The sequence below is a fragment of the Leifsonia sp. LS1 genome (assembly GCF_020521355.1).
Lineage (GTDB): Bacteria > Actinomycetota > Actinomycetes > Actinomycetales > Microbacteriaceae > Leifsonia.
On sequence record NZ_BPER01000017.1, the window covers coordinates 1 to 21345 of the forward strand.

23 protein-coding genes are annotated in these 21345 nt (G+C 65.1%); 11 read left to right on the forward strand and 12 right to left on the reverse strand.

What is annotated here, in order from left to right:
- Positions 1-6 precede the first annotated feature (6 nt).
- On the reverse strand, positions 7-507 hold the full coding sequence (locus LLS1_RS19160) for a hypothetical protein (RefSeq protein WP_226658055.1): 501 nt from the start codon (positions 505-507) through the stop codon (positions 7-9).
- Between the two features lie 236 nt (positions 508-743).
- Between LLS1_RS19160 and LLS1_RS19165 the strand changes: the two genes are divergently transcribed.
- From LLS1_RS19165 to LLS1_RS19190, 6 genes are all read left to right on the forward strand, one after another.
- A complete protein-coding gene (locus LLS1_RS19165; protein WP_226658057.1) occupies positions 744-1310 on the forward strand; it encodes a recombinase family protein in 567 nt (188 codons plus the stop codon).
- A 9-nt stretch (positions 1311-1319) separates the two neighbouring features.
- Positions 1320-2756 carry a Mu transposase C-terminal domain-containing protein gene (locus LLS1_RS19170; RefSeq protein WP_226658059.1) on the forward strand — a complete coding sequence of 479 codons (1437 nt, stop codon included), beginning with the start codon at positions 1320-1322 and terminating at the stop codon, positions 2754-2756.
- A 127-nt stretch (positions 2757-2883) separates the two neighbouring features.
- Positions 2884-3669 (forward strand): AAA family ATPase, encoded by a 786-nt coding sequence (locus LLS1_RS19175; protein ID WP_226658060.1) that lies wholly within the window; start codon positions 2884-2886, stop codon positions 3667-3669.
- Between the two features lie 165 nt (positions 3670-3834).
- The gene (locus LLS1_RS19180) at positions 3835-4038 is read left to right on the forward strand and encodes a hypothetical protein (RefSeq protein WP_226658062.1); all 204 of its coding nucleotides are present in this window, start codon (positions 3835-3837) and stop codon (positions 4036-4038) included.
- Entirely contained in the window at positions 4031-4786 is a 756-nt protein-coding gene (locus tag LLS1_RS19185; RefSeq protein ID WP_226658069.1) for a Fic family protein, read from the forward strand. The genes LLS1_RS19180 and LLS1_RS19185 overlap by 8 nt, the downstream gene beginning before the upstream one ends.
- Positions 4783-5352 carry a recombinase family protein gene (locus LLS1_RS19190; protein ID WP_226658070.1) on the forward strand — a complete coding sequence of 190 codons (570 nt, stop codon included), beginning with the start codon at positions 4783-4785 and terminating at the stop codon, positions 5350-5352. Before LLS1_RS19185 ends, LLS1_RS19190 begins: the two co-directional genes overlap by 4 nt.
- Positions 5353-5392: 40 nt before the next feature.
- Here the strand turns inward: LLS1_RS19190 and LLS1_RS19195 are convergent, their stop codons facing one another.
- The 8 genes from LLS1_RS19195 to LLS1_RS19230 form a co-directional block, all read right to left on the reverse strand.
- Positions 5393-5974: a cation transporter gene (locus tag LLS1_RS19195; protein WP_226658072.1), complete on the reverse strand. Its 582-nt coding sequence runs from the start codon at positions 5972-5974 to the stop codon at positions 5393-5395.
- Between the two features lie 39 nt (positions 5975-6013).
- Complete coding sequence (locus LLS1_RS19200; protein WP_226658074.1) at positions 6014-8065, reverse strand: cytochrome c oxidase assembly protein; 2052 nt, start codon at positions 8063-8065, stop codon at positions 6014-6016.
- Between the two features lie 112 nt (positions 8066-8177).
- Positions 8178-8837 carry a copper resistance CopC family protein gene (locus tag LLS1_RS19205; protein WP_226658076.1) on the reverse strand — a complete coding sequence of 220 codons (660 nt, stop codon included), beginning with the start codon at positions 8835-8837 and terminating at the stop codon, positions 8178-8180.
- A 2-nt stretch (positions 8838-8839) separates the two neighbouring features.
- Complete coding sequence (locus LLS1_RS19210; RefSeq protein WP_226658077.1) at positions 8840-9583, reverse strand: YcnI family protein; 744 nt, start codon at positions 9581-9583, stop codon at positions 8840-8842.
- A 120-nt stretch (positions 9584-9703) separates the two neighbouring features.
- Positions 9704-10516 (reverse strand): hypothetical protein, encoded by an 813-nt coding sequence (locus LLS1_RS19215; protein WP_226658079.1) that lies wholly within the window; start codon positions 10514-10516, stop codon positions 9704-9706.
- A gap of 116 nt (positions 10517-10632) precedes the next feature.
- On the reverse strand, positions 10633-10965 hold the full coding sequence (locus tag LLS1_RS19220; RefSeq protein WP_226658080.1) for an AlpA family transcriptional regulator: 333 nt from the start codon (positions 10963-10965) through the stop codon (positions 10633-10635).
- Positions 10965-11195 (reverse strand): NrdH-redoxin, encoded by a 231-nt coding sequence (locus LLS1_RS19225; RefSeq protein WP_226658082.1) that lies wholly within the window; start codon positions 11193-11195, stop codon positions 10965-10967. Before LLS1_RS19225 ends, LLS1_RS19220 begins: the two co-directional genes overlap by 1 nt.
- A 319-nt stretch (positions 11196-11514) precedes the next feature.
- Positions 11515-11823 (reverse strand): hypothetical protein, encoded by a 309-nt coding sequence (locus tag LLS1_RS19230; RefSeq protein ID WP_226658084.1) that lies wholly within the window; start codon positions 11821-11823, stop codon positions 11515-11517.
- A gap of 240 nt (positions 11824-12063) precedes the next feature.
- On the opposite strand from LLS1_RS19230, the gene LLS1_RS19235 reads away from it, so the two are divergent.
- From LLS1_RS19235 to LLS1_RS19245, 3 genes are read left to right on the forward strand one after another with little or no spacing between them, the layout of a single operon-like run.
- Positions 12064-12462, forward strand: a complete 399-nt coding sequence (locus LLS1_RS19235) for a plasmid mobilization relaxosome protein MobC (RefSeq protein ID WP_226658085.1) — start codon at positions 12064-12066, stop codon at positions 12460-12462.
- Complete coding sequence (locus LLS1_RS19240) at positions 12459-14102, forward strand: relaxase/mobilization nuclease domain-containing protein (RefSeq protein ID WP_226658087.1); 1644 nt, start codon at positions 12459-12461, stop codon at positions 14100-14102. The genes LLS1_RS19235 and LLS1_RS19240 overlap by 4 nt, the downstream gene beginning before the upstream one ends.
- A gap of 16 nt (positions 14103-14118) precedes the next feature.
- Positions 14119-14961, forward strand: coding sequence for a hypothetical protein (locus LLS1_RS19245; protein ID WP_226658088.1), 843 nt, complete (start codon positions 14119-14121; stop codon positions 14959-14961).
- A 278-nt stretch (positions 14962-15239) separates the two neighbouring features.
- Here LLS1_RS19245 and LLS1_RS19250 read toward each other — a convergent pair whose 3' ends face one another.
- A complete protein-coding gene (locus LLS1_RS19250; protein ID WP_308443832.1) occupies positions 15240-15911 on the reverse strand; it encodes a GDSL-type esterase/lipase family protein in 672 nt (223 codons plus the stop codon).
- Positions 15912-16613: 702 nt separating this feature from the next.
- Here LLS1_RS19250 and LLS1_RS19255 point away from each other — a divergent pair.
- The gene (locus tag LLS1_RS19255; protein WP_226658098.1) at positions 16614-17954 is read left to right on the forward strand and encodes a mannitol dehydrogenase family protein; all 1341 of its coding nucleotides are present in this window, start codon (positions 16614-16616) and stop codon (positions 17952-17954) included.
- Positions 17955-17976: 22 nt separating this feature from the next.
- Positions 17977-19215: a D-mannonate dehydratase ManD gene (gene manD / locus LLS1_RS19260; protein ID WP_226658100.1), complete on the forward strand. Its 1239-nt coding sequence runs from the start codon at positions 17977-17979 to the stop codon at positions 19213-19215.
- A gap of 325 nt (positions 19216-19540) precedes the next feature.
- Here manD and LLS1_RS19265 read toward each other — a convergent pair whose 3' ends face one another.
- Together LLS1_RS19265 and LLS1_RS19270 are read right to left on the reverse strand one after the other, a co-directional pair.
- Positions 19541-20311 carry a carbohydrate ABC transporter permease gene (locus LLS1_RS19265; protein ID WP_226658101.1) on the reverse strand — a complete coding sequence of 257 codons (771 nt, stop codon included), beginning with the start codon at positions 20309-20311 and terminating at the stop codon, positions 19541-19543.
- A gap of 59 nt (positions 20312-20370) precedes the next feature.
- Positions 20371-21174, reverse strand: coding sequence for a carbohydrate ABC transporter permease (locus tag LLS1_RS19270; protein ID WP_226658103.1), 804 nt, complete (start codon positions 21172-21174; stop codon positions 20371-20373).
- Between the last annotated feature and the right edge of the window lie 171 nt (positions 21175-21345).

Consider the following 21345-nt stretch of genomic DNA (forward strand, 5'->3'; position numbering starts at 1 on the left):
CTGACCTCAACACGCCATCCCAACCGGAGATGGCACCCGCATAGAAGCGGCACAGAACCGGGGACGGTTCATTGCGACATCAGCTTTCGCATAGTCGAGAGTGAGAAAGCGCAGCACGTTCGTGAACAGCACCACAGTGATCGCAATCCACATCCAGCCACGACCCCGGATCGCCTGCCGACCAAACAACTCCCGCAGCCACCCGATCGACCACGCAAAGACCAGCAACAGCACACCGCCGATCAGAATCGGCAAGCCAGTGCCGACGACGACGTACACGGCGCTGCCCGGCACAAGGCGCACTCCGGCGAAGATGAACGACACGAGGAGTGCAGCGAGTTGGTAAAGGCCGTAATACACCAGAACCAGGACCAAGGCTTTCCACCAGCCGCCCCGTTCCCAGAACCGCCTCCAGGGTGACATCGTGTCATGCTCGTGCATCGGATTCCCTCCAGAGGACAAGAGCCGCTCCAATCGCAACCCGGTATCGAGATCGTATTGGAACATTCATATCTCCAACAGACCAGCTTCGCCTACCACCACGCGCCACGGACTTGCCGGAATGGCAGCATCAGCCGCCCCAGGCCTCACGCTCTAGCGCTGCTCCACTGCGAACGCCACCGAGCAATCAAAAATCGCCGTCATACAGCGATCAACTCCACACGCTCAGTTCGGCGAGTCGTGTCTCATGACTCGTGTCGGCGATCTATGTAAAGCAGGCGGCGTTCGCGATACGCTGAGGCATGGCCACGATCGGTTACGCTCGCGTCTCGACCCGAGACCAGAATCCGGACGGCCAGACCGATGCACTCGACGCTGCAGGCTGCGACAAGATCTTCGTCGAGCACGCCTCCGGCACCCTGGCGAGAAGGCCGGCGCTGACGGAAGCCCTCGGGTATCTGCGAGAGGGCGACTCGCTTGTGGTGACGAAGCTTGACCGGCTCGGGCGGTCGGTACGAAACCTCAAACAGGTCGCAGATGAGCTGCAGCAGCGGGGGGTCGGGTTGAAGGCCCTGTCGCAGGGCATCGACACCACCACTCCGGGTGGCCGGCTGTTCTTCCACATGCTCGCTGCGATTGCGGAGTTCGAGCACGACCTAATCGTGGAGCGCACTCACGATGGCCTCGCTGCGGCTCGTGCACGGGGACGGAAGGGTGGCCCGAAGTTCAAGATGACGCCGACGAAGATTCGGCAGGCCCGGGCGATGTATGACGAGGGCGGCCATACCGTGCAGGAGATTGCCGACACTTTCGGGGTGTCCCGGCCCACGATTTATCGGCACTTGGCCGGGCACGTCGAGCGGGCCTGACGAGGCATCATGGCGCACCTCAGCGACCGGCAGAAGGCCGAGCTTGTGCGCCAACACCAGGACGGTGTGCCGTGGACGCGTCTTGCGGAGCACTCCGGCGTTGCGGTGCGGACTCTGCAACGCTGGGCAGCCCGGATGGAGACGGGTCAGCTCGCGAGAGCACCTCGCCGCGATAAGGGATCGACGCGCACTGCCGCCGAACTGGTCACAGCAATCGAGGCGCTTGCTGTGCGCCGGCCCGCGCCGACGATCGCGTATATCCACCGTCGCATAGGTGACATTGCTCGGGACCGCGGATTGCCGGCCCCGGGATACACCACGGTCCGCGAGATCGTTCGCGCGCTCGACCCGGGTCTGACGGCTCTCGCTGACGGCGGGGACGCCGCATACCGGGACAGGTTTGAGCTGGTCTACCGCCGCTCGACTTCTGCCCCGAACGAGCAGTGGCAGATGGATCACACCCTGCTCGATGTGATGATCCTCAACGATCGGCAGCAACCCGTCCGTCCATGGCTGACGATCGTGCTCGACGACTACTCGCGAGCGATCGCCGGCTACACGGTGGGCGTTTCAGTACCGACGGCTGAAAACTCCGCACTGGCGTTTCATCAGGCCGTCGCTCGGAAACGAAACCCGAAGTGGGTGGTATCGGGCCTTCCGGACATCCTCTATAGCGATCATGGGTCCGATTTCACCTCGACCAGGATCGAACACGTCTGCCTCGACCTGCACGTGCGTCTGATTCACTCTCGGGTCGGCGTTCCGCAGGGGCGCGGCAAGATCGAGCGGTTCTACCGAACGATCACGACCGAGCTGCTGCCGCATCTGCCCGGCTTCATCCCGCACGGCACCGGCGGGGCACCCGTCAGCGACCCCAGCCTGACGTTGCACCAACTCGATGACGTGCTCGAGCGATTCATCGTCGACGAGTACAACGAACGACCACATTCAGCGACTGGCGAGGCACCGCACGCACGATGGCGCAGCGACAGCTTCATCCCACGAATGCCCGCACACCCGGAAGACCTCGATTCGCTTCTACTGACTGCCTCGACAACACGACGGGTGCAACGCGACGGGATCCGTTTCGCTTCCACCCGATACATCTCACCGGTCCTCGCTGCATATGTTGGCGAAGACGTCACGGTGCGATACGACCCCCGCGACCTGGGCGAGGTGCGAATCTTCCACGACAACACGTTCCTATGCCGCGCTATCGCCCCCGAACGCTCTTCCGAGACCGTCTCTTTCACCGATCTGCAAACCGCGAGGAACAGGCAACGCCGCGCCCTGAAGCAGCAACTCCGGGAGCTCACCGCTCTCGCCGGCTCACTGCCCGAAGACACCCGCCACCGCCCCGAAGTCGCGCCGGTACCGGAGAGTGCACCCGACCGCGCAACGCCACCCCCGACGCGACACGGATTGAGGACCTATGTCAACGACTGAGCCAGACGACGGCAAACCCATCTCCGTGCTCTTCGAACCAGGGGACGACGGGCGCCGGTTCCTCAGCGGCCATTTCGACGAATTCAGAGAAGCACCACCACCTCACGCAGACACGCGGCCTGCGTTCGTGACCACGCGGGAGCACCGCCGGTTCACGGAGTTCGCCGACACCGTCCGCTCCCACCGCTACATCGGCCTCTGCTATGGACCACCCGGGATCGGCAAGACGCTCTCCGCCCGCCACTACGCCGGCACCGACGAATGGGAACAATGGCACCCGCTCTCGCGCACCGCAGGCACCCTGCCGCCCGTCCCCGAAGCGGTTCAACGAAGCAGAACCGCGTTCTTCACACCTACCATCGCCGCGACCATCAAGCAGATCGATCAAGGCCTACCCCGCGCCTGCCAGCACATCTCCTGGGCCATCGACTACGCCCAGCACGGCCACGTCGACCCCTACGTTCACGCCGAATCCCAGCACAGCGGGAACACCGAACTTCTCATCATCGATGAAGCCGACCGGCTCAAAACCGCCGGACTCGAACAAGTCCGCGACTTCTACGACCGTCACCGAATGGGCGTCATCCTCATCGGCATGCCCGGCATCGAGAAACGCCTCGCCCGCTACCCCCAGCTCTACAGCCGCATCGGCTTCGCCCACGAATACCGACCCCTCCGCAGCGACGAACTCACCGCCGTCGTCGCGCAGCGCCTCCCTGCTCCCGACCCGGACGACTCCGGTCTCGCCCACACGGCAGCTCTCGCCGCGATCGTCCGCGCGACCAACGGGAACTTTCGCCTCGCCGACCGGCTCGTCACCCAGGTCAACCGCATCCTCAACATCAACAAGCACGCCCACCTCACCCCCGAAGCCGTCGACGCCGCCCAGGAAGCCCTGCTCATTGGACGCTAAACGGCGCCGAAACCAGGACACCTACCGCCGCGATTCACATGCGCGCCCGAAATCTCGCGGAAGCGATGTTGCTCAAAACCCTTGCCGAAACCTAGTTCTGTTCAAAACCTTACCTAGGGGTTTTTGATCAGGCCTGATAGAATGGAGACGTCGAAAGGAGCAGCGATGGGCGTCAAGACCGCGAGTACTATCTCCGCCGCCGAGCGTGAGCTCCGCGAGCGTGTGGTGGCTGACGCCGCGCACAGCTCCGAGATGGAGGGGCTGACCTCTTCGAGCGAGTACCGTGCGGACGCGGCAGCGTTCGTTGAGGGGGAGTTCGACGCCGACGAGCTGGTGCGTCGCACCCGGGCCCGCTACGGCCTTGCCTGAGTTCGTCGACCCCTACCTCGACCCCGCCTCGGGCATTCTCCGCAACAACCTCGGCATCACCGATCAGCGCGCGCTCGACGTCGCTGAGGCCGACCTGGTGGAGGCGCGACGCGTCCAGATGATCCTTAGGCCGGTGACGGCCAGCGGGGATCTCCGACAACTGCAGGCGATCCACGGCCAGCTGTTCCAGGACGTTTACGACTGGGCTGGCGAGCTACGCACCGTCGATATCCGCAAAGGCACCGATCCGGCGGCGGAGTTCTTCATGCCGGTGTCCCGGCTCGAGTCCGGGGCAGTGTTCGCGTTCGCGGAGCTCGCGGAGGAAAAGCAGCTGCGCGGCCTGGACCGTGAGCGGTTTGTGAACCGCCTCGCGCACCACTACGACCAGGTGAACTACCTGCACCCGTTCCGCGAGGGCAACGGGCGCACGCAACGGATTTTCTGGACCCAGATCGCCGCTGGGGCCGGCTACGACCTGGACTGGAGCCAGGTGACCGGCGCGCAGAACGACCAGGCGTCCCGGGATGCGATGGAGCGTCATGATTTCGCCGGCCTGCGCACGATGTTTGATCGGATCGTGCACCCGTCGACGCCGGGCGGCCGGCTCACGCCGGAGCGTTTGGAGCAGCTGCGCGTGTTCGCCAGCATGGGAGGCCCGCCCACGCCGGGGCGTGGCATCTCGTCGACGGTGCGGCCGACGCGATCGCAGGCGCAGGGATACGACAACAATCGGGGGAGGGGACGATGACCGTCGTCGGATACGCGCGAGTCTCGAAGCGAGAGCAGAATCCGAAAGCGCAGGAGGCAGAGCTGAAAGCCGCCGGCGCCGAACGCGTGTTCATCGATCACGGCGACTCGAGCCGGGTCAAGGACCGGCCGCAGTGGGTCGCGTGTATGGACTACCTTCGCGCTGGGGATGTGCTGTTGGTGCGCCGGCTCGATCGCCTCGGCGGCACTGAACGGATACTGATCGAGACGCTGCACGAGCTCGAGGACAAGGGCGTCGATATCAAGAGCCTCACCGAGCCGGTGATCGACACCACAAGCCCGATGGGCCGCGCTCTGTTCGGGATCGTCGCCGTGTTCGCGCAACTGCGCGTCGACACCATCCGCGAGAACACTCGACTCGGGTTGGAGTACGCCCGCGCTCAAGGTCGTGTCGGCGGCCGCCCCACAGTGATGACGCCGGAGCGCATCGAGGTCGCCCGGCAGATGCGTGCGCAGACACCGCCGGCGACGTGGGAGACGATCGCCAGGACCCTTCGTGTTGGTTCCGCTACTGTCAGGCGCGCACTCGCGTCTGCTCCTGAGTAAGTTATCGAGATCCTCGGAGAGCAGCCGTTTCGTGGCGTGGCTACGCGCGGAAGATGTGAATCGCCTCGCGTACGGCGTAGAAGACGATGACGAGCCCGGCGATGGGGTCGGCCCACCACCAGCCGAACGTGTAATCCAGGAGGATCCCGAGCAGCACGCTGGCAGCCAGGATTCCGTCGACGAGCGTGACTCGACCCTCGGTGAGGAGAACAGGGTTGTTGAGGCGCTTGCCGACGACCCACTTCCCCCAGGCCAGTGCAAACATGACTACGGCCGTGAGAGCGGTCCAGGCGATTCCGCCGATCCGGGGAGTGGCGTGGTGACCAAGCCCTAATGCGACCACGCCCTGCACGAGAAGGTAGGCGGCTAGGAGGATGAACGCCCACCCGATCAAACGGAGGGCGACTTGCTGTCGGAGCTCGTTGGTGTCCGTCAGCTCCCATATCACCACCGTGCTCGCGCCGATCTCGATCAGGCTGTCCAGCCCGAACCCGAGTAGCGCCACGGACGATGACTGGTAGGCGAGCATCGCCAGCAGCACGACTCCGACCACGTTCCAGCCGAGGGTGATGATCTCCAGGCCTATGCCGGATCGGCGGAGCCTCAACGCCTCGTCGGTCACCCGATGAACCGTATCCGATCCGGCGTCACGGCGCATGGTCTAGCGGGCGTTGGTGTCGCGCTTGTTCAGTTTTTGGAGGCGCTGGTTGTAGGCGTTGAGGTCGGCGTCGCCGTCGCGGTCGGCTTGTCGGTCGAGGCGTTTGGCGGTGCGTTCGTCCGAACGGGTCCATTGGTAGGCGACGCCGAGTGCGACGAGGACCATGGGGATTTCGGATGCTCCCCAGGCGATGCCGCCGCCGACGTGTTGGTCGGCGAGGAGGGCGGCGTTGTCGGTTTGGCCGAGGGCATGCCACCAGTCGATGGCGAGGATGCTCTGGCTCTCCATCAGCGCGACGCCGAAGAAGGCGTGGAAGGCGAGCGTGGCCAGGAGCACGATGAACAGGATGGGGTAGGCGGGTCGGGCAGGTCCGGGGTCGATTCCGATGAATACCCAGAAGAACAGGTACCCGCTGAGCAGGAAGTGGATGCACATTGCCACGTGCCATTCGTGGGTGAATAGCGCGCCTTGGAAGGCGGGCGAGTAGTAGAACACGACGAGGCTGCCGGCGAAGAGGACGCCGGCGACGGCGGGCCGGGACAAGAATCGCAGGAAGCGGGAGTGGGTGAAGAGCAGCAGCCATTCGCGGATCCCGCGACTGCCGTCGTGTCGAGTTGGCAGGACGCGCAGGGCGAGGAGCACGGGTCCACCGAGGACGAACAGTGGTGGAGCGAACATCATCAGACCCATGTGTTGGATCATGTGGGTGCTGAAGTGCACGAGTCCGTATACGGCGGCACCGCCGCTGGTCACCCACACGAGCACTACGCAGCCGGCCAGCCAGCAGATGAGCCGGTAGACCGGCCACTTGTCGCCGCGCTTGCGCAGCCGGATGAATGCCCAGAGGTATAGGCCGGCGAGGACGGCGGCGAGCAGCAGCCAGACCCAGTCGATGTGAAACACGGTGAACATGCGGAGGAAGGTGACGGGCGGCGGGTAGGGGAAGCCGAGGAGGCCTTCCTGGAGGTCGTCGCCGGTGAGGGGTTGCTGCGACACAGGGGGCGCGCTTCGGGAGAGTCCGACCGAGATGCCGATGGCGACGGCCATGAATACGAGTTCGGTGACGGCGAACCGGGCGAACAATCGCCGTTCGGTGGGGGCTGCCTTGAGCTGGGGGATGACGCGGCGGCGTTGCAGCGCACCGGCAATGCCGAGGAGGATCAGGATGGTCGCTTTGGCGACGATGAGGAGCCCGTACGGTTGAAGCAGGTCGCTCCATGTTCCCAGCCGCAGTGACGAGTTGATGACTCCGGATGCGGCGACGCCGGCGAACGCCCAACCCGCGAGCGTCGAGTAGCGGGCGACCGCTGTGCCGTATCCGCCTTTGATCGTTTTCCGCATCAAAAGCAGCGCCAGGAGTCCGCCGACCCAGACGGTGACGCCGACCAGGTGCAACGCCAGGCTGTTGACCGCGTTGGCATGCTCGAACGAACCCGCGGCGTGCCCGGACAACGCCAACGGGAGGAGCGCGAAAATCGCGAACCCACACGCCACGCCGACCGAGGTCAGGCGTCTGGCGGTGAACGCGATGCTGGTTGCGATCAGGATGCTCACGGCAGACACGACGAGGGACTGGCCCAGTTCCACACCGAACAGGAACGTGCGCATGGTCGGGAAGAACAGCGGATCGCCCGGTGCGACACCGGAGATGTTCACCCCGGAGAGAACCAGCACGACCATGGCGGCAGCGAACCAGACCGAACCCGCCCAGGCGGCCCAGCGTGTGGCGCGGGTCTGCGACCAGCCGGCCTGACCCGGGCGCTTCGTCTGCCCCGGTGTGATGAACGCGGCGACGACGAGGAACCCGACCATGGTTGCGGCCGCCAGATCATGGATCGTGCGCGCAATCGGCAACCCATAGGTGACGACGTCGCCGGGATCGGACAGGGCACGGCCGGTGAGGAAAGCACCGGAGAACACCATCGCCAATAACGCGAACGCGACGGCGAGCGGGACGCACAAACCCAGTACGAGGGCGACCGGGCTGATCGGCGGGAGCCGGAGCTCCTGCTCTTCGAACTCGACCTGTCGGTCAGCGGAAGAAGGGGAAGTCACAGAGAATCACTACCTAGGGAACGAACGCTCCCGGTTCACACACCGTACGCAGTTGCGCGATGTGAGGCTGGCGGTCACGCCCGTGGGTGACCGCCAGCCGATTGGATGATGTTCAGTCGTCCGCGGGGGGCAGTTTCGACGAAGCGCGACCGCCACGACGCCCGGTCACGACGACAAGCGCCACCCCGACGACCGCGAGCACGGCAATTCCAATACCGATCCCGACCACCAGGCCGAGACCACCATCGTTCGCCGCGGCCGCGGCCGCGGGTGCAGCGGTCGGCGCGGTCGTCGGCGAGGATTTCTCCTCGCCACACTGCGGCCTTGCGGACCTGCCTTCGGCAGGTGTCGTGCCGGCGGCAGGGGCGTAGGTGAACGCGATCGAGTTCGACACCGTGTGACCGTCCGCTGAAACGATCTGCCAGGTCACCGTGTAGCTGCCACCGACCCCGAGCGCGACCGGCGCGGTGACCGTGCGATCCAGGATGGATGCGCATCCGGTTTCGAAGTGCTTCTCATCCGGTCCGACGACCTGCACGAGCGCCGACGAACCGTCGCCGGAAAGGTCAAGCACCCGGTCGTTGAACGTCAGCGACACCTGCTTCAGCGGGGCCGTCTGGGTCGAGTTCGCCGCCGGGGAACTTTCCACGAGGTAGTCGTGGGCGCTGGCACTGGCCGCAGGGGCCAATGCCAGCACGCCGACGATGAGAGCACCGAGTGCGGTGAGGACCGCACCATGACCCAGACGCGACGGACGAACCGACGCGAACATTGCTACTTCTTCGCGGTCGGTGCGACGCGGCCACGACGGGTGACCGCGAACACCGCGAGCACCAGAGCGATCGCACCAAGGGCCAGACCGCCGATGCCGAGGCCGATCGCGACGGCGTCACTCGCGCTCGAGGAAGACGAGGAAGGAGCCGCTGCCGGCGTCGCCGTCACGCTCGCAGTCGACCCTGCTCCGTCAGCGGCAGGCGGTGCGTCATTGATGTACACCGTCGGCGCCGGGTGCTCCGGCTCCTTACCGGAGGCCGGTGTCTTCTCATCCCAGTCCACAACAGAACCGTCCGAGTAGTACTGGTGAGCCGGCAGCAGAATGCTTCCCGTGTCCGGCATCGCGCCGGCCGAGATGACGAACTGCTGGAACTCGCCCGGGGCGACCTGAACACCAGAATCGGCCGTCCAGATGACTTTGGTCGGTGCCTCGGTCACGGTGCCATCATCGGTCTTGATCGGCTTGGCGAGCTTCTCCGTGACAACCTGCGTCTTCCAGCCGGCCAACGGCTGGTAAGACACCGAGCCGAGCGGGGTGTCGGTAGGCAGGTCGACTTCGAGCTTGACCGTGCCGGCGGTCGCCGACTCGGTCGGGACCTTGAAGGTGAGCGTGGCATAGCTGCCAGCAGCCGCCTGGTCCGGGTTGACGCGTACGTGAGCGCTGGCTGCCAGGGGGACGGCCAGGGCGAGAGCGATCGCGGCGGCCGAAGCAACGGTCGCGCGCGTCAGGAAACGCTTGTTCATGAGTGGTAATCCGATTCTCGGCCGCACACTGCGGCCGGGTAAGCAATGGGGAGGGTGCCCGCGCGCACAGAAAGCGGCGACAACGGGCGGAATACATGTGCCTGGTAGAAGCCGTACGGCTTAGACCGGGTACCCCATCACCGGAGGACCACGATGCCGCAGCTGCCCGATAAGTACGGCCGGATTCGGCAGTGTGACCGGCAACGACTCGACTCGTCCCCGCCGTACCAGGACGTCGACGGGACCGGGCATTGCCGCGGTGAACAATCGGCGGAGTTGGAAAGCGGTGAACTGGCACGCTGACTGGAACGCGCGTTCGCCATACCGCAGAAAAGCGACAGTGAGCAGCGCCGCCACAACGTGCGAGATCCACATGCTTGCAGTGCCGTCGTGATTCATCGGCATTGCCGAGGTTGTCTCGGCCGCCGGGACGAGCACGAGATGCGACCCGGCATGAACGTGCTCAGTGGCACCCGCGAACTGACCGGCGGGGCTCATGCTGAAAAGCGCGTGGAAAAGGAACTGACTGACTGCCACTGAACCGACGAGGCGCCACCATGCCGCCCGCTTTCCCGCAAGAGCAATACACGCCAGCCCGGAGAACGTCAGACTCAACGTCAGGGCCAGAGCGCTCGGAGGCAAACCACCGCCCGCTACGTGAAAAAGCGCAGCGACGAACGTCGCGATCCCGGCCGCAACCAGGCCACGAACCACACGAACGCCACGCGATGACATGCCACTCCAAGAAGCCAATGAATTGGCACCGAGTCTATCGGCCGTACGGGGCCAGCTTCCTCCGTCAACGGAACGGCGGCTCAGCGCCAGGGCGTAGATTGGCCCGCGTGCATACGGCATCATCGGTGAGACGCCCCAGGCAATGAGTACCTTCGTGGTCGTCTCAACCGCTGCTGCAATCACGGTTGCTCTCTTCATCTTCCTATCGAGCGCACCTGACCACCCCGCCGAACAGCCACGGAGGACCGGCGCAGACGAACTGCGCGATTTTGCGCGCCAGTTCATGCGCATCCGGCGTCGGCGCTGAGGAAACGTTACGCAGAACGATCACCTCTTCCGAAAGCGCTACCCAAAGCTTTGTGATCGTCGCCCGCTGCCGCTGCCGCTGGCCGCTGATCCTGATCGCCCGTTGTGTCGGGCTGCTTCCGCCGTCGTGACCGTGAAAAGCACCATTCGTCGACGTCGCTGCGGATGTAGCGGACGGTTCGTTTGCCGATGGTGACATAGGCCGGCCCTTCGCCGCGATCGCGCATGCGGCGCAGTTCGTGGAGCGTCAGACCGGTCGCTGCCGCGGCCTCGTCGGGTGTGTAGGAGCGCAGTTGGGCGGGCACGGCGATGCGGTGCCGGCGGAGGTATGCGGCGCTCACTACTGGCAGCTTTCGCAGTAGAGGGCGTCCATCGGATCGATGGGCACCTGGTAGACCTCGAGCGCCTGTTCGGTGGCGAGCCGTGCGATCAGGTCGGGCCGGTACCCGTTCCAGCTGGTCCCGTCGGCGACCGTGACCGGTGCTGTCGGGTAGGAGGTTCCCACCGCCTGCAGGGGGTAGTCGCTGGCGGTGACTGACACCAGCTCGTAGGCGATGCCGGCACCGTCCATTGCTGCTTTGGTTTGGTCGCTTGTTGCGGATCCGGACTCCACGTACAAGGTGACGTGCGTGTTCATGACGCGCTCCCTCTCTCATCTCAACCCATTTGCCTTTCGGCGCTCTTGCCGAAACAGCGCCGGGGGTGAATGAGCAAGAGACCGTGGAATACCGGAGGGAGCGCAGCGAGTGAGGATATGCCGCGAAAGCTCTTGCTCAGAGAGGAACGGTGCGTACCATCACCTAGCCGAAAGGCAACGGAGTTGCCCAACGAACAGGCCCCACCGAGCGACGCTCGGCGGGGCCTGTTCTACAAGCTGAGGAGCCGCAGGCTCACCCTTCAATGTTCTGGGCGGGTGGCGCAGCTGCAGCACGGCGCTTACGCGCACGCGGCGCGGACTGACCGGGGGCGCGGGCGCCAATCTCGCGCAGGTTCTTCTCTGTCCACCCGGCGGCAAGCGCAGCACTCCACGCCTTATCGTGCGCGGCGGCGGCATCCTTGACGGCCTGCTCCGCAGCGTCAAAGGCGTTGGTGGCAGAAACGAGTTCTTCCACCGAGCGCACGCGCTCGTTCTGCTCTGCTTCGATAATCGCTCGCGCCTTCCGGGCGGCTTCCTGTGGGTCCAGTTGTACGTCGCTCATAGCCACAGATTAACAGGACCGCAACCGCTCCACTAGGCGTAACGTTGCACCCTCCAGGTGCGGCCTCACCGATGCTCACGCACCGTTCGGGCGGAGCCCCAGACGGAGCAAGCTATACAGTTACTCGGGGTAACTGGCTTGCGGTGCTGGACCGTTGGGTCTGGCACCGGCATACTGGTCGTATGGTCCCCGCCAAGAGGTGGGTTCGCTGCGCTGGGCCGGAAGGACGGGGGAGGGGCGATGTCGGAGCAGAACGAGAGCCGGCTCTTCGGCCGCTCTCGACGTGCCAATGCGCCTAAGGGAGCGAAGCGCGATAAGCGCTACGAGGTGTACGTGACTCCTGAGGAGGACACGCAGCTGCGAGCCCGTGCCGCAGTTCGTAGCGTGACGGTGCCGCGGCTGTTGTTCGAGTCCGCGATGAGTGGGCACGTGCAGACCGACAGTGATCGCAAGGCTGCGATCGTGGAGATTTTCGCGGTGCGGCGGTTGCTTGCGAACCTGGCGAACAACGCCAATCAGCTGGCGAGGTACGCCAACAGTGAGGGCACCTTCCCGGCCGAGGCGGAAGCGATTGTGGCCGAGTATCGGACGCTCGTGCCGCGCCTGTCCGCCGCGATTGAAACGCTGGCCGACTCATGATGCCCAACATCACCCGGGGGAGCCGGATGGGTGGGTTGATGGTCTACCTCGCCGGTCCGGGTCGGTCGAACGAACACGAGGAACAGCACCTGGTTGCGGGCAACTCGGCCATCGTGACGATGCACGGTTACGGCGTGCTCGATCGTGAGACGGCGTTGGCGATCGCGACGGACCTCGACGAGCCGCGCGTCGCGCTCGGCGTCGAGGTGACGCGCACGCAGAGCATCACCGACCCCGAAACGGGTCAGGTTCACTCGACGACCACCCCGGCGGATGTGTGGCACTGTTCACTGTCTCTGCGCGCGGATGAGGGTCAACTGTCTGATGAGAAGTGGGGCGCGATCGCGCAAGACTTCGTGGACCGGATGGGATTCACCGGGGCCAGCGGCAAGGCCGAGTGCCGGTGGGTCGCCGTCCGTCACGGACTGTCCACGAACGGCAACGATCACATCCACATCGCGGTCTCGTTGGTGCGTGCGGACGGCACCAAGGCGAGCACCCACAATGACTTCAAGAAGGCCCAGGACACATGCCGCGACCTCGAACGCGAGTACGGGCTCCAGCAGCTTTCCAGCCGTGAGCACGGTCTGGGGGAGCGGGGTATCAAGCCCGCCGAACAGGAACGCGCCCGCCGGACCGGCGCGGTCGAAGTCGACGCGCACCGGCTCGAGCGGGCGGTCCGTGCGGCGGCGGCCGCGTCGGTCGACGAGGGCGAATTTGTGCGTCGCGTGCGCCGGGCCGGTGTCCTCATCCGGCCCCGCTTCGCCGCTGGCCGTGACGACGTGGTGGCCGGCTACTCGGTGGCGGTGCGCACCGAGCACGGCACCCCTCTGGTTTGGTACGGCGGGGGCAGGCTGGCACGTGACCTGACGCTTCCGCGGCTGCGCGAGGGATGGCCCGACAGCCCGCAGACGGCGCAGAGCGCGGTCGACGAGTGGAAGGCCACGAGTCGCAACCCGTGGCAGTACCGGCCCGTCACACCGGGCCGTGAAGAGCACGAACCGGCACCGGAGATGTGGCAGCAGTATTCGAACGAGGTTCGGCAGCTGCGCGACCAGCTGCGCAGCATCCCGGTCGAGGACCGGGCCGCGTGGGCGCACGTCGCGCGTGACGCGGCCGGCGCGTTCGCAGCCTGGTCGCAGCGCGTCGAGTCGACACCCGGACCGCTGGCTGCAACCTCTCGCGAGCTGGCACGATCCGCGCAGATCAAGGCGCACGCGTCCAAGCCAAAGACGGTCGGTGCGGGAACAGCCGGGGGAGTGGCCATGCTCCTGATGCAGGCCGCGAGTCAGGGCCAAGGAACGATGGCCGAGGCGATCCTGATGCGCCAGCTGGCACGGCTCACCGTGGCAATCATCGACATGCACAAGGCGATCGGGGACGAGGTTCGCGCGGCGGAAATCTCCCGCACCCTCAACACGCAGATGGCCACCGTCGCATCCCGGCTGCCCGAGGTTCCCCGGAAGGGTCAGAACGCCCCGCCTGTCGACGTCGACGAGCGCACGGCCGAGGCGGTACGCATCGCCCAGACCGGGCTCAGCGCGCCACGTCCAGGCTCGCCCGTGCCGACGAAGATCGAACCTGCCAAGCCCTACAAGCCCGCGACCGGACCCGAGCAAGACCGCGGCATCGGAAGATAACGGAAGGTGGCAGACCATGGCTGAGGACAACGACGGCATTGCAGACGCCCTGGACGGGCAACTGCGGATCGCGCTCACGGTCGCGGCCCAGATGGGCGCACAACTGGCACGGCTGCGCGAAGAACTCGCCCGCACCCGGCAGGCGCAGACCGAGCAGCAGAACCGCGAGCTGCAGGTGCGCTTCGACGCCGAACGCGCCGCCGCCCGGGCCGAGCTCGCGCCTGTCTACGAGCGCAGCTGGTGGGACTCCGCGAGCGTCGACCAAGTTGCCAACGTGCACGAGACGGCCACCGCCTGGCACGGCATCGGCCCGGAGGCCGACCGTACCAGCGAACGCATCGCAGAGGAAGTCCGAGAACGCTACGGCCTCGACGTCCACGACCTCAACGCCGACCCTGAAGCCGTACGCGAAGCACTCGCCCGTGCAGAGCGCACCCGCTCCGACGCGGCCGCCGAGCGCGGCGAGAGCGCCGTCGACGTTGCGGAGGCCGGCGCGTTCCTCGCGGCCGCCGAGACGTTGGATCGCGCAGCAGAGCAGCGACACGCGAACGAGCGAGCGGCAGAGCTTGAAGGGGCCGCCGACAACGAACGCATCACGAGTGACGAGCTGCGCAGCGGCTCCAGCGTCAATCGCACGGATGCAGCTGAGGCCTTCGACAGCACTGAGCGTCGGGAGCGCTTTGCCGCCTCACTTGAGGGCCTGGCAGATAGTGAAGTCATCGACGCCCGAATGACCGCTGCGGCGGACCAAGGCCGCCACCCACGCGAGGCGGTAACGGGTGCGCGACGGTGGGCGCCAAAGGCCCGCAAGACGCCAACCGGGCAGGGGCAGCAGCGAGAGCGCAGCCTCGGTCGGTAGAGAGGAAGAAGGACGAGTGGCCCCGACCAGAAGTGCGGGCCCCTCGTGAGTGGAGTCCGGGGCACCCAGCTGGTCGTCGGCTGTAGGTTCACCTGGAGGCGATGTCGCCTTCGCGCCGACCAGAAGGGCGCGACGTACTTGGCCCACCGTCAATTGCCCGAGCAGTGTCCCGCACGGCGCAGGTGCGAAGTACGCATCCGCGCGGGCGTCGCCCGCGCGAGAGCCCGAGGCGAGGTGGGTGTTCATCAGGCCCCGCTGACGTTCGGGTTGCAAGCGATCTATTTTCGCAGAGCCTGGTCAACGGCTATGACAAAATCTTTGGCCCATTCTTTGTAGATCTCTCCACGCCAGCGCGTGAGGCCGAGCTCATTGACCGAGCGGGACGGGTTGAAGGGCACAAAGACGGCGCTCGAGTGCTCGTTGCAGATCTTTCGGGTGACGTCGTTCAAGGTAACGGCATGCCTGGTTGCAATCATGGCTGGCAGTAAAGCGAAGTCCCAGACCATGCGCGCCGGCGGGATTTCGACGAACAGGATCGGCGTGTGATGGTCGCTGCACTGGACGATCAGCCCGATGAGGGCTCGCAGGTGGGCTTCCCAAGACTGAGCTGCGGTTAGACGCAACGAATCATTGATCCCCACCGTCACAAGCACGACGTCGACCTCTATTCGGCCAAGCCCCCCAACCCGGGGGACAAGCGAGCGAACTGTCATCCCAATGTCAGCGCACGCAGAGACCGCGGTACCGCGACCGGTTAGCGCGCTGAGCTGCCTACTAAGGGAGCCCACAATCCCGAGCTGATGGGTGACAACCCCGAACCCCGCTGCCGTGTGGCCGCCCAGGACGAGGATGCGATCGAGACCAGCGCCTTCGCTGAACGCGTACGGCGCATCCATGGCGTGAGCCACACTGTCCCAGTCCCGGCGGGCGGACGCGTGCCAAACCAGCATTAATGGCCGCAGAATGACCCGTAGGCCGGCCGGCAGTGGCCGGGAGGCTCGCTTCGTTCCGCGGCTCGTCCCCACCTCAGGCGACAACTCCGGAAAGACGTGAACCCTGCTCGGGCCCGACAGAAGCTTTAGTTCGCACAATGGCCGTCGCGGACTGGAGGGCTTATGCCCCAATGCGTGATCGAATTCATGAAATCAAATAGCGCGCGCTCAGCGTTCTCACGGTCAATCGTGGCGCACACGGTTGCGTCCAGCCGTCGCGGTGGCTCTGTGAAGGCTGCCTCCCTCTGTCTTTTCGCTGTCCGTAAGGCTTTCTGTGCAAGCTGGATGGGCTGGTCTCGCTCGTCGACTGTCAGCAAGCGCGTCCCCCCGAATTGGAAAATCGCTCGACTCTATTGAACCCGATATGGTCGGGGCGTTGGTGTCCGGTGTCTGGGTTCAAGGGCCGTGCCTTTCTTTTCGTGCCCTTAACTCGCTGCATTGGTTCCGAACTAGTTTGGGCCTTTGTGGTGTTGCGTCGATCCTCGCGACGCATACATGCATGTGTCATGGACGTCGCCACGGCGCTGCGCCTCTGAGGACAGGTGCATCAGTGGTGAGATCTGCGAAGAAATGCGCTGTGCTAGGCTAATGATTGTCGATTATCGACTGCATGGCTTTGGAAAAACAAGATTTCCACCGCGTGTTCAGGGAGGCTCAGTCGTGAGGGACATCAGTGCGGCCCGGCGTGTCGGCCGCGACTCGCTACCGCGCCCTGAGCTGGTGCCACCGGTACGGATCGTCCACCTCGGTCTGGGCGCCTTCCACCGCTCGCATCAGGCCTGGTACACAGCCCATGCTACGGACGCGGACTGCTGGGGTATCGCCGCATACACCGGACGGAGGCCGGATGCCGCAGAGGTTCTCAGTGATCAAGGCTGTGTCTACACACTTGTCCAGCGCGGCCCGGCAGAGGACCGCTTTGAGCTTGTCGGAAGCGTTGTAAAAGCGGTACCGGGTGACGAAGTAGGCGACTTCATCGAGACCGTCGCGTCTGCCGAGGTGGCCGTGCTGACCCTGACCATCACGGAGGCGGGTTACCGCCTGGATGCTCAGGGCGCCCTGGACCTCGACGACCCGGAGATCAGGTCCGACATCTCTAAGCTGCGGCGGCAAGTCGGGGGATGCCGAATTGCCTCGGAGGGCGCTCCGCGGACCGCGCTTGGCCGAATCTTGCTCGGTCTGAACGAGCGTCGGCTACGCGATCGGCCGGCAATCGCGATCGTACCGTGCGACAACCTGCCCGCGAATGGCAGCCTCGTCGCATCGGCGCTGGCAGTCTTCGCGGCGCAGGTGTCGGACGAACTCGCCAGCTGGCTGCCGGGCGGTGTTTCGTACGTCTCGACCTCGGTCGACCGGATCACCCCACGGCTGGAACCGGGCGACAGGGAGCTCGTGGCAATGGCGACCGGGTGGTCGGATGAGGCTCCCGTCATCGCCGAGCCGTTCACGGATTGGGTGCTGTCCGGGGACTTCCCGTCGGGCCGGCCTCAGTGGGAGTCAGCGGGCGCCCGCTTCGTGGACGACATTACGCCGTGGGAGACACGGAAGCTGTGGCTGCTCAACGGCGCCCACTCGCTACTTGCGTCGACCGGACGGCTTCGGGGACATGCGACCGTCGCTCAGGCATTTGCCGACGCGATGTGCCGCGCCAGCGTGGAGCAGCTATGGGACGAAGCCGCTCGCCACCTGCCCGGAGTCGAAACCGTGGACTACCGTCGCGCGCTCGCTGATCGGTTCGGAAACCCCCGGATCGTGCACCGCCTTGCGCAGATCGCGGATGGTGCGTCGACAAAGCTGCGGTTGCGCGTCGTCCCGGTTGCGCTGCTCGAGCGTTCGGCCGGCCGGCCGGCGGCCGGCTGCGCGACGGCGATCGCAGCCTGGGCGCTCTTCGACGGCCTCGACGCAGAGGCTGCGCTGCGCGACCTATCACCCGAGCTCGCCGACGACCGGATGTTCGCGAACTTGGTCCGCACGACGCTCACCACCCTGGCCGCCGAGTAAACGGAGAAGAGAGAACCCGAGCATGCGCATCAATAAGGCCGAGGTCATCGTCACCAGTCCCGACCGGAACTTCGTGACCCTGAAGCTCACCACGGATGACGGCCTGACCGGGCTCGGCGACGCGACCCTCAACGGTCGCGAGCAGGCGGTCGTCGCCTACCTCGCCGAGCACGTCGTCCCGCTGCTCATCGGACGCGACGCCTCCCGGATCGAGGACACCTGGCAGTTCCTGTACCGCAGCGCCTACTGGCGGCGCGGACCGGTGACGATGGCGTCGATCGCAGCAGTCGACATGGCGCTATGGGACATCAAGGGCAAGGCGGCGGGGATGCCGGTTTACCAGCTACTCGGCGGCGCCTGTCGAAACGGCTTGCTGGCATACGGTCACGCTTCCGGCCGTGACCTGCCCGAGCTGTTCGACAGCGTGCGCGAGCACCAGGAGAGGGGTTTCAAGGCGATCCGGATCCAGTCCGCGGTGCCGGGGTTGAAGTCCATCTACGGCATCGCGTCGAACGCCACCTACGAAGCTAACCAGGGTGTGCGCTACGACCACGAACCTGCCCAGCGCGGCGGCCTGCCGAACGAGGAGGACTGGGACACCCGCTCCTACCTCCGGCACATCCCGACTGTCTTCGAGGCCGTGCGGAACGAGTTCGGCCCCGAGCTGCCGCTGCTGCACGACGGGCACCACCGGATGACGCCCATCCAGGCGGCCCAGCTGGGCAAGTCACTGGAGCCGTACGACCTGTTCTGGCTGGAGGACTGCACTCCGGCCGAGAACCAGGAAGCGCTCCGGCTGGTCCGCCAGCACACCACGACGCCGCTGGCGATCGGCGAGATCTTCAACACCGTCTGGGACTACCAGCAGATCATCCGCGAGCAGCTGATCGACTACGTGCGGAGCGCTGTCACGCACACCGGCGGCATCACCCACCTCAAGAAGGTGCTCGACTACGCCTCCCAGTACCAGATCAAGTCCGGCATGCACGGACCGACCGACATCTCGCCGGTCGGTATGGCCGCGGCAATGCACCTGGGGCTCGCCATCCACAACTTCGGCATCCAGGAGTACATGCAGCACGGCGAGAAGACCGACGCGGTGTTCCAGCAGTCGTACACCTGGCAGGACGGCTTCCTGCACCCGAGTGAGAAGCCGGGCCTGGGCGTCGACCTCGACGTGGATGAGGCAGGCAAGTACCCCTACATCCGCGCCTACCTGCCCTACAACCGGCTCGCCGACGGCACTGTTCACGACTGGTAGCGCCGGTCCTCGTGGCGCACAGCAGGGAGCCGCCCAGTTGTGCTCGGGTGGTCATCAGCGCAGTTCACCGGGAGGCAAGCCGACGCGCTCACCTGGTCGAGGATTTTGCGCGCAGGGCAGCTGCGGCGAATGTCGCGTCGTGGCGCATAGGGAACAATTACCGAATCGCGCAGAATTGATGGGCCGCGGCAGAGGATGCCACAGCCTTTCGGTGCGGTCTTTGATCGGCCGTGGGCCGCCATCGAGGCGGGCGGGAACCGGGTCGGAGCGCGAGCCGGGGGTACAACAGGTGCTCGAAGCCCAGGGCTGGTGGCTTCGTCGCAGGTCAGCCTTTGAGGCCGCCAGCGGTCATGCCCGCGACGACATACCTCTGGACGAATAGGTAGAAGATGACTGCGGGCGCGGTGTACATGATTCCGACAGTCATCACGGTGTCCAACGGGGTGACATTCTCGCCGACGAAGCCGGCGAGGCCCACTGCAGCCGGCTGCTTCGTCGGATCGAAGAGGAAGGTGACCGCGAAGACGTACTCGTTCCAAGCACTGAAGAACGCAATGACGGCGGCCGCGGCAATGGAGGGTGCGGCCAACGGCAGGTTGATACGAAGCAATGTGGTGAGTGGTCGGCAGCCGTCAACGCGTGCTGCCTCATCGAGCTCCCGTGGAATGCCATCGAAAGCGCCCTTCAGCACCAGGGCGACAACGGGTAAGACGAAGGCAGTGTCGACCATGACGACACCGAAAAGGGAGTCCAGCAGGTTCGCCGTGTGCAGGATGCCGAAAAGTGGCACGACGAGAAGGGCTTCGGGCAAAGCTTGGGTCAGCAGCAGCAGAGCGCCGATAGCAGCCTTTCCACGGAAGGCAAAGCGGGAGAGTGCATATCCCAGTGGCACTCCCAGGAGCAGAGTCGCCCCGCATGTTCCGATGCTGAGCAGAAGGCTGTTCAACAGCCAAAGACTCACCCGGCTGTTGGCGAGCGTTTCTGCGTAGATACCGGCCCGAGAGAAATCCGGCCAGAACTGAACCTGACTTGCAAAGAGATTGGTAGTGCTGGTGAGTGAGGTAACGAGCATCCAGTAAAGCGGGAAGACCGCCACCCCGAGCACGATGAGGACGCCGAGGACACGAGCGGTAGTACTGAGTCGGTATCTCCAGATCATTGGTCTTCCGATCGGGTTCTGCGGGTGAGCAGGAGGCTTGCTGAGACGAGGAACAATGAAATGACGATCCCTACTACTCCGATAGCGGCGGCGCTGCCGAGCTGATGAAAAGTGAACGCCTGCGAATAGAGATTGATGACTAGTGTCGATGTCGCGTTATCAGGCCCACCTTGGGTCATGATCCAGATGATCTCGAAGATGCGGAGGGACCAAATCGCGCTCAGGACGGCTAAGAGCGTGACTGTTGGCTTGATGACGGGCCAGGTGGCCGCGCGAAAGGACCAGACGGGGCCGGCGCCGTCCATTTCGGCCGCCTCGACGACATCTTGGGACACCGATTGGAGGGCAGAGACAAGCACGACACAACAGAAAGGGAACAGCTGCCAGATCGTGATGATGAGAATCGCTGGGAATGCCAACGACGGGCTGTTCATGATATTGCCACCGGGCACGCCCAACCCAACGGCATCAAGCAGGCGGTTGACGATCCCGTACTGCGCGTTCAGCATCCAGGTCAGGATCAGGGCCACGGCCACTCCGGGTGCAGCCCACGGTATCGTTACCAAGGCCCGCGCTATGCCTCGGCCCGCAAATTTGCCGTTCAGTAGGAGCGCCGTAAGCAGGCCGATGCCGACTGGACCGACGACGCAGACGACTAGGTAGATGAGAGTGGTCGTGAGGACTTGGAAGAACGTGGGGTCGGATAACAGGGCGGTGTAGTTTTTGAGGCCGACCCAGATGTTTTTGTTCGGAGACAGGAGACTCGTCTGAGTGAAGCTCAGACGAATCTCCTGAAGCACCGGGGCTACCTGGAGGGCGAGCAGAACGAGCGCGGCTGGTGCGAGGAAAAGGTACGGCGTCCATCTGCTGCCGAGCGGACTCGCGCGTCGAGTGGTTCTCGCTCGCGCGACTCGCTCTGGGCGATTCACTTTCGCATCAATCATTTTGATAACGCCGTTCCTTTTGCGGAG

What these genes read in the sequence shown, in the direction of transcription:
- LLS1_RS19160 (WP_226658055.1), bottom strand. Translation starts at nt 507, where the DNA reads ATGTTCCAATACGATCTCGATACCGGGTTGCGATTGGAGCGGCTCTTG.
- LLS1_RS19165 (WP_226658057.1), top strand. Translation starts at nt 744, where the DNA reads ATGGCCACGATCGGTTACGCTCGCGTCTCGACCCGAGACCAGAATCCG.
- LLS1_RS19170 (WP_226658059.1), top strand. Translation starts at nt 1,320, where the DNA reads ATGGCGCACCTCAGCGACCGGCAGAAGGCCGAGCTTGTGCGCCAACAC.
- LLS1_RS19180 (WP_226658062.1), top strand. Translation starts at nt 3,835, where the DNA reads ATGGGCGTCAAGACCGCGAGTACTATCTCCGCCGCCGAGCGTGAGCTC.
- LLS1_RS19190 (WP_226658070.1), top strand. Translation starts at nt 4,783, where the DNA reads ATGACCGTCGTCGGATACGCGCGAGTCTCGAAGCGAGAGCAGAATCCG.
- LLS1_RS19205 (WP_226658076.1), bottom strand. Translation starts at nt 8,837, where the DNA reads ATGTTCGCGTCGGTTCGTCCGTCGCGTCTGGGTCATGGTGCGGTCCTC.
- LLS1_RS19210 (WP_226658077.1), bottom strand. Translation starts at nt 9,583, where the DNA reads ATGAACAAGCGTTTCCTGACGCGCGCGACCGTTGCTTCGGCCGCCGCG.
- LLS1_RS19215 (WP_226658079.1), bottom strand. Translation starts at nt 10,516, where the DNA reads ATGAAGAGAGCAACCGTGATTGCAGCAGCGGTTGAGACGACCACGAAG.
- LLS1_RS19225 (WP_226658082.1), bottom strand. Translation starts at nt 11,195, where the DNA reads ATGGACGGTGCCGGCATCGCCTACGAGCTGGTGTCAGTCACCGCCAGC.
- LLS1_RS19230 (WP_226658084.1), bottom strand. Translation starts at nt 11,823, where the DNA reads ATGAGCGACGTACAACTGGACCCACAGGAAGCCGCCCGGAAGGCGCGA.
- LLS1_RS19235 (WP_226658085.1), top strand. Translation starts at nt 12,064, where the DNA reads ATGTCGGAGCAGAACGAGAGCCGGCTCTTCGGCCGCTCTCGACGTGCC.
- LLS1_RS19240 (WP_226658087.1), top strand. Translation starts at nt 12,459, where the DNA reads ATGATGCCCAACATCACCCGGGGGAGCCGGATGGGTGGGTTGATGGTC.
- LLS1_RS19245 (WP_226658088.1), top strand. Translation starts at nt 14,119, where the DNA reads ATGGCTGAGGACAACGACGGCATTGCAGACGCCCTGGACGGGCAACTG.
- LLS1_RS19250 (WP_308443832.1), bottom strand. Translation starts at nt 15,911, where the DNA reads ATGCTGGTTTGGCACGCGTCCGCCCGCCGGGACTGGGACAGTGTGGCT.
- manD (WP_226658100.1), top strand. Translation starts at nt 17,977, where the DNA reads ATGCGCATCAATAAGGCCGAGGTCATCGTCACCAGTCCCGACCGGAAC.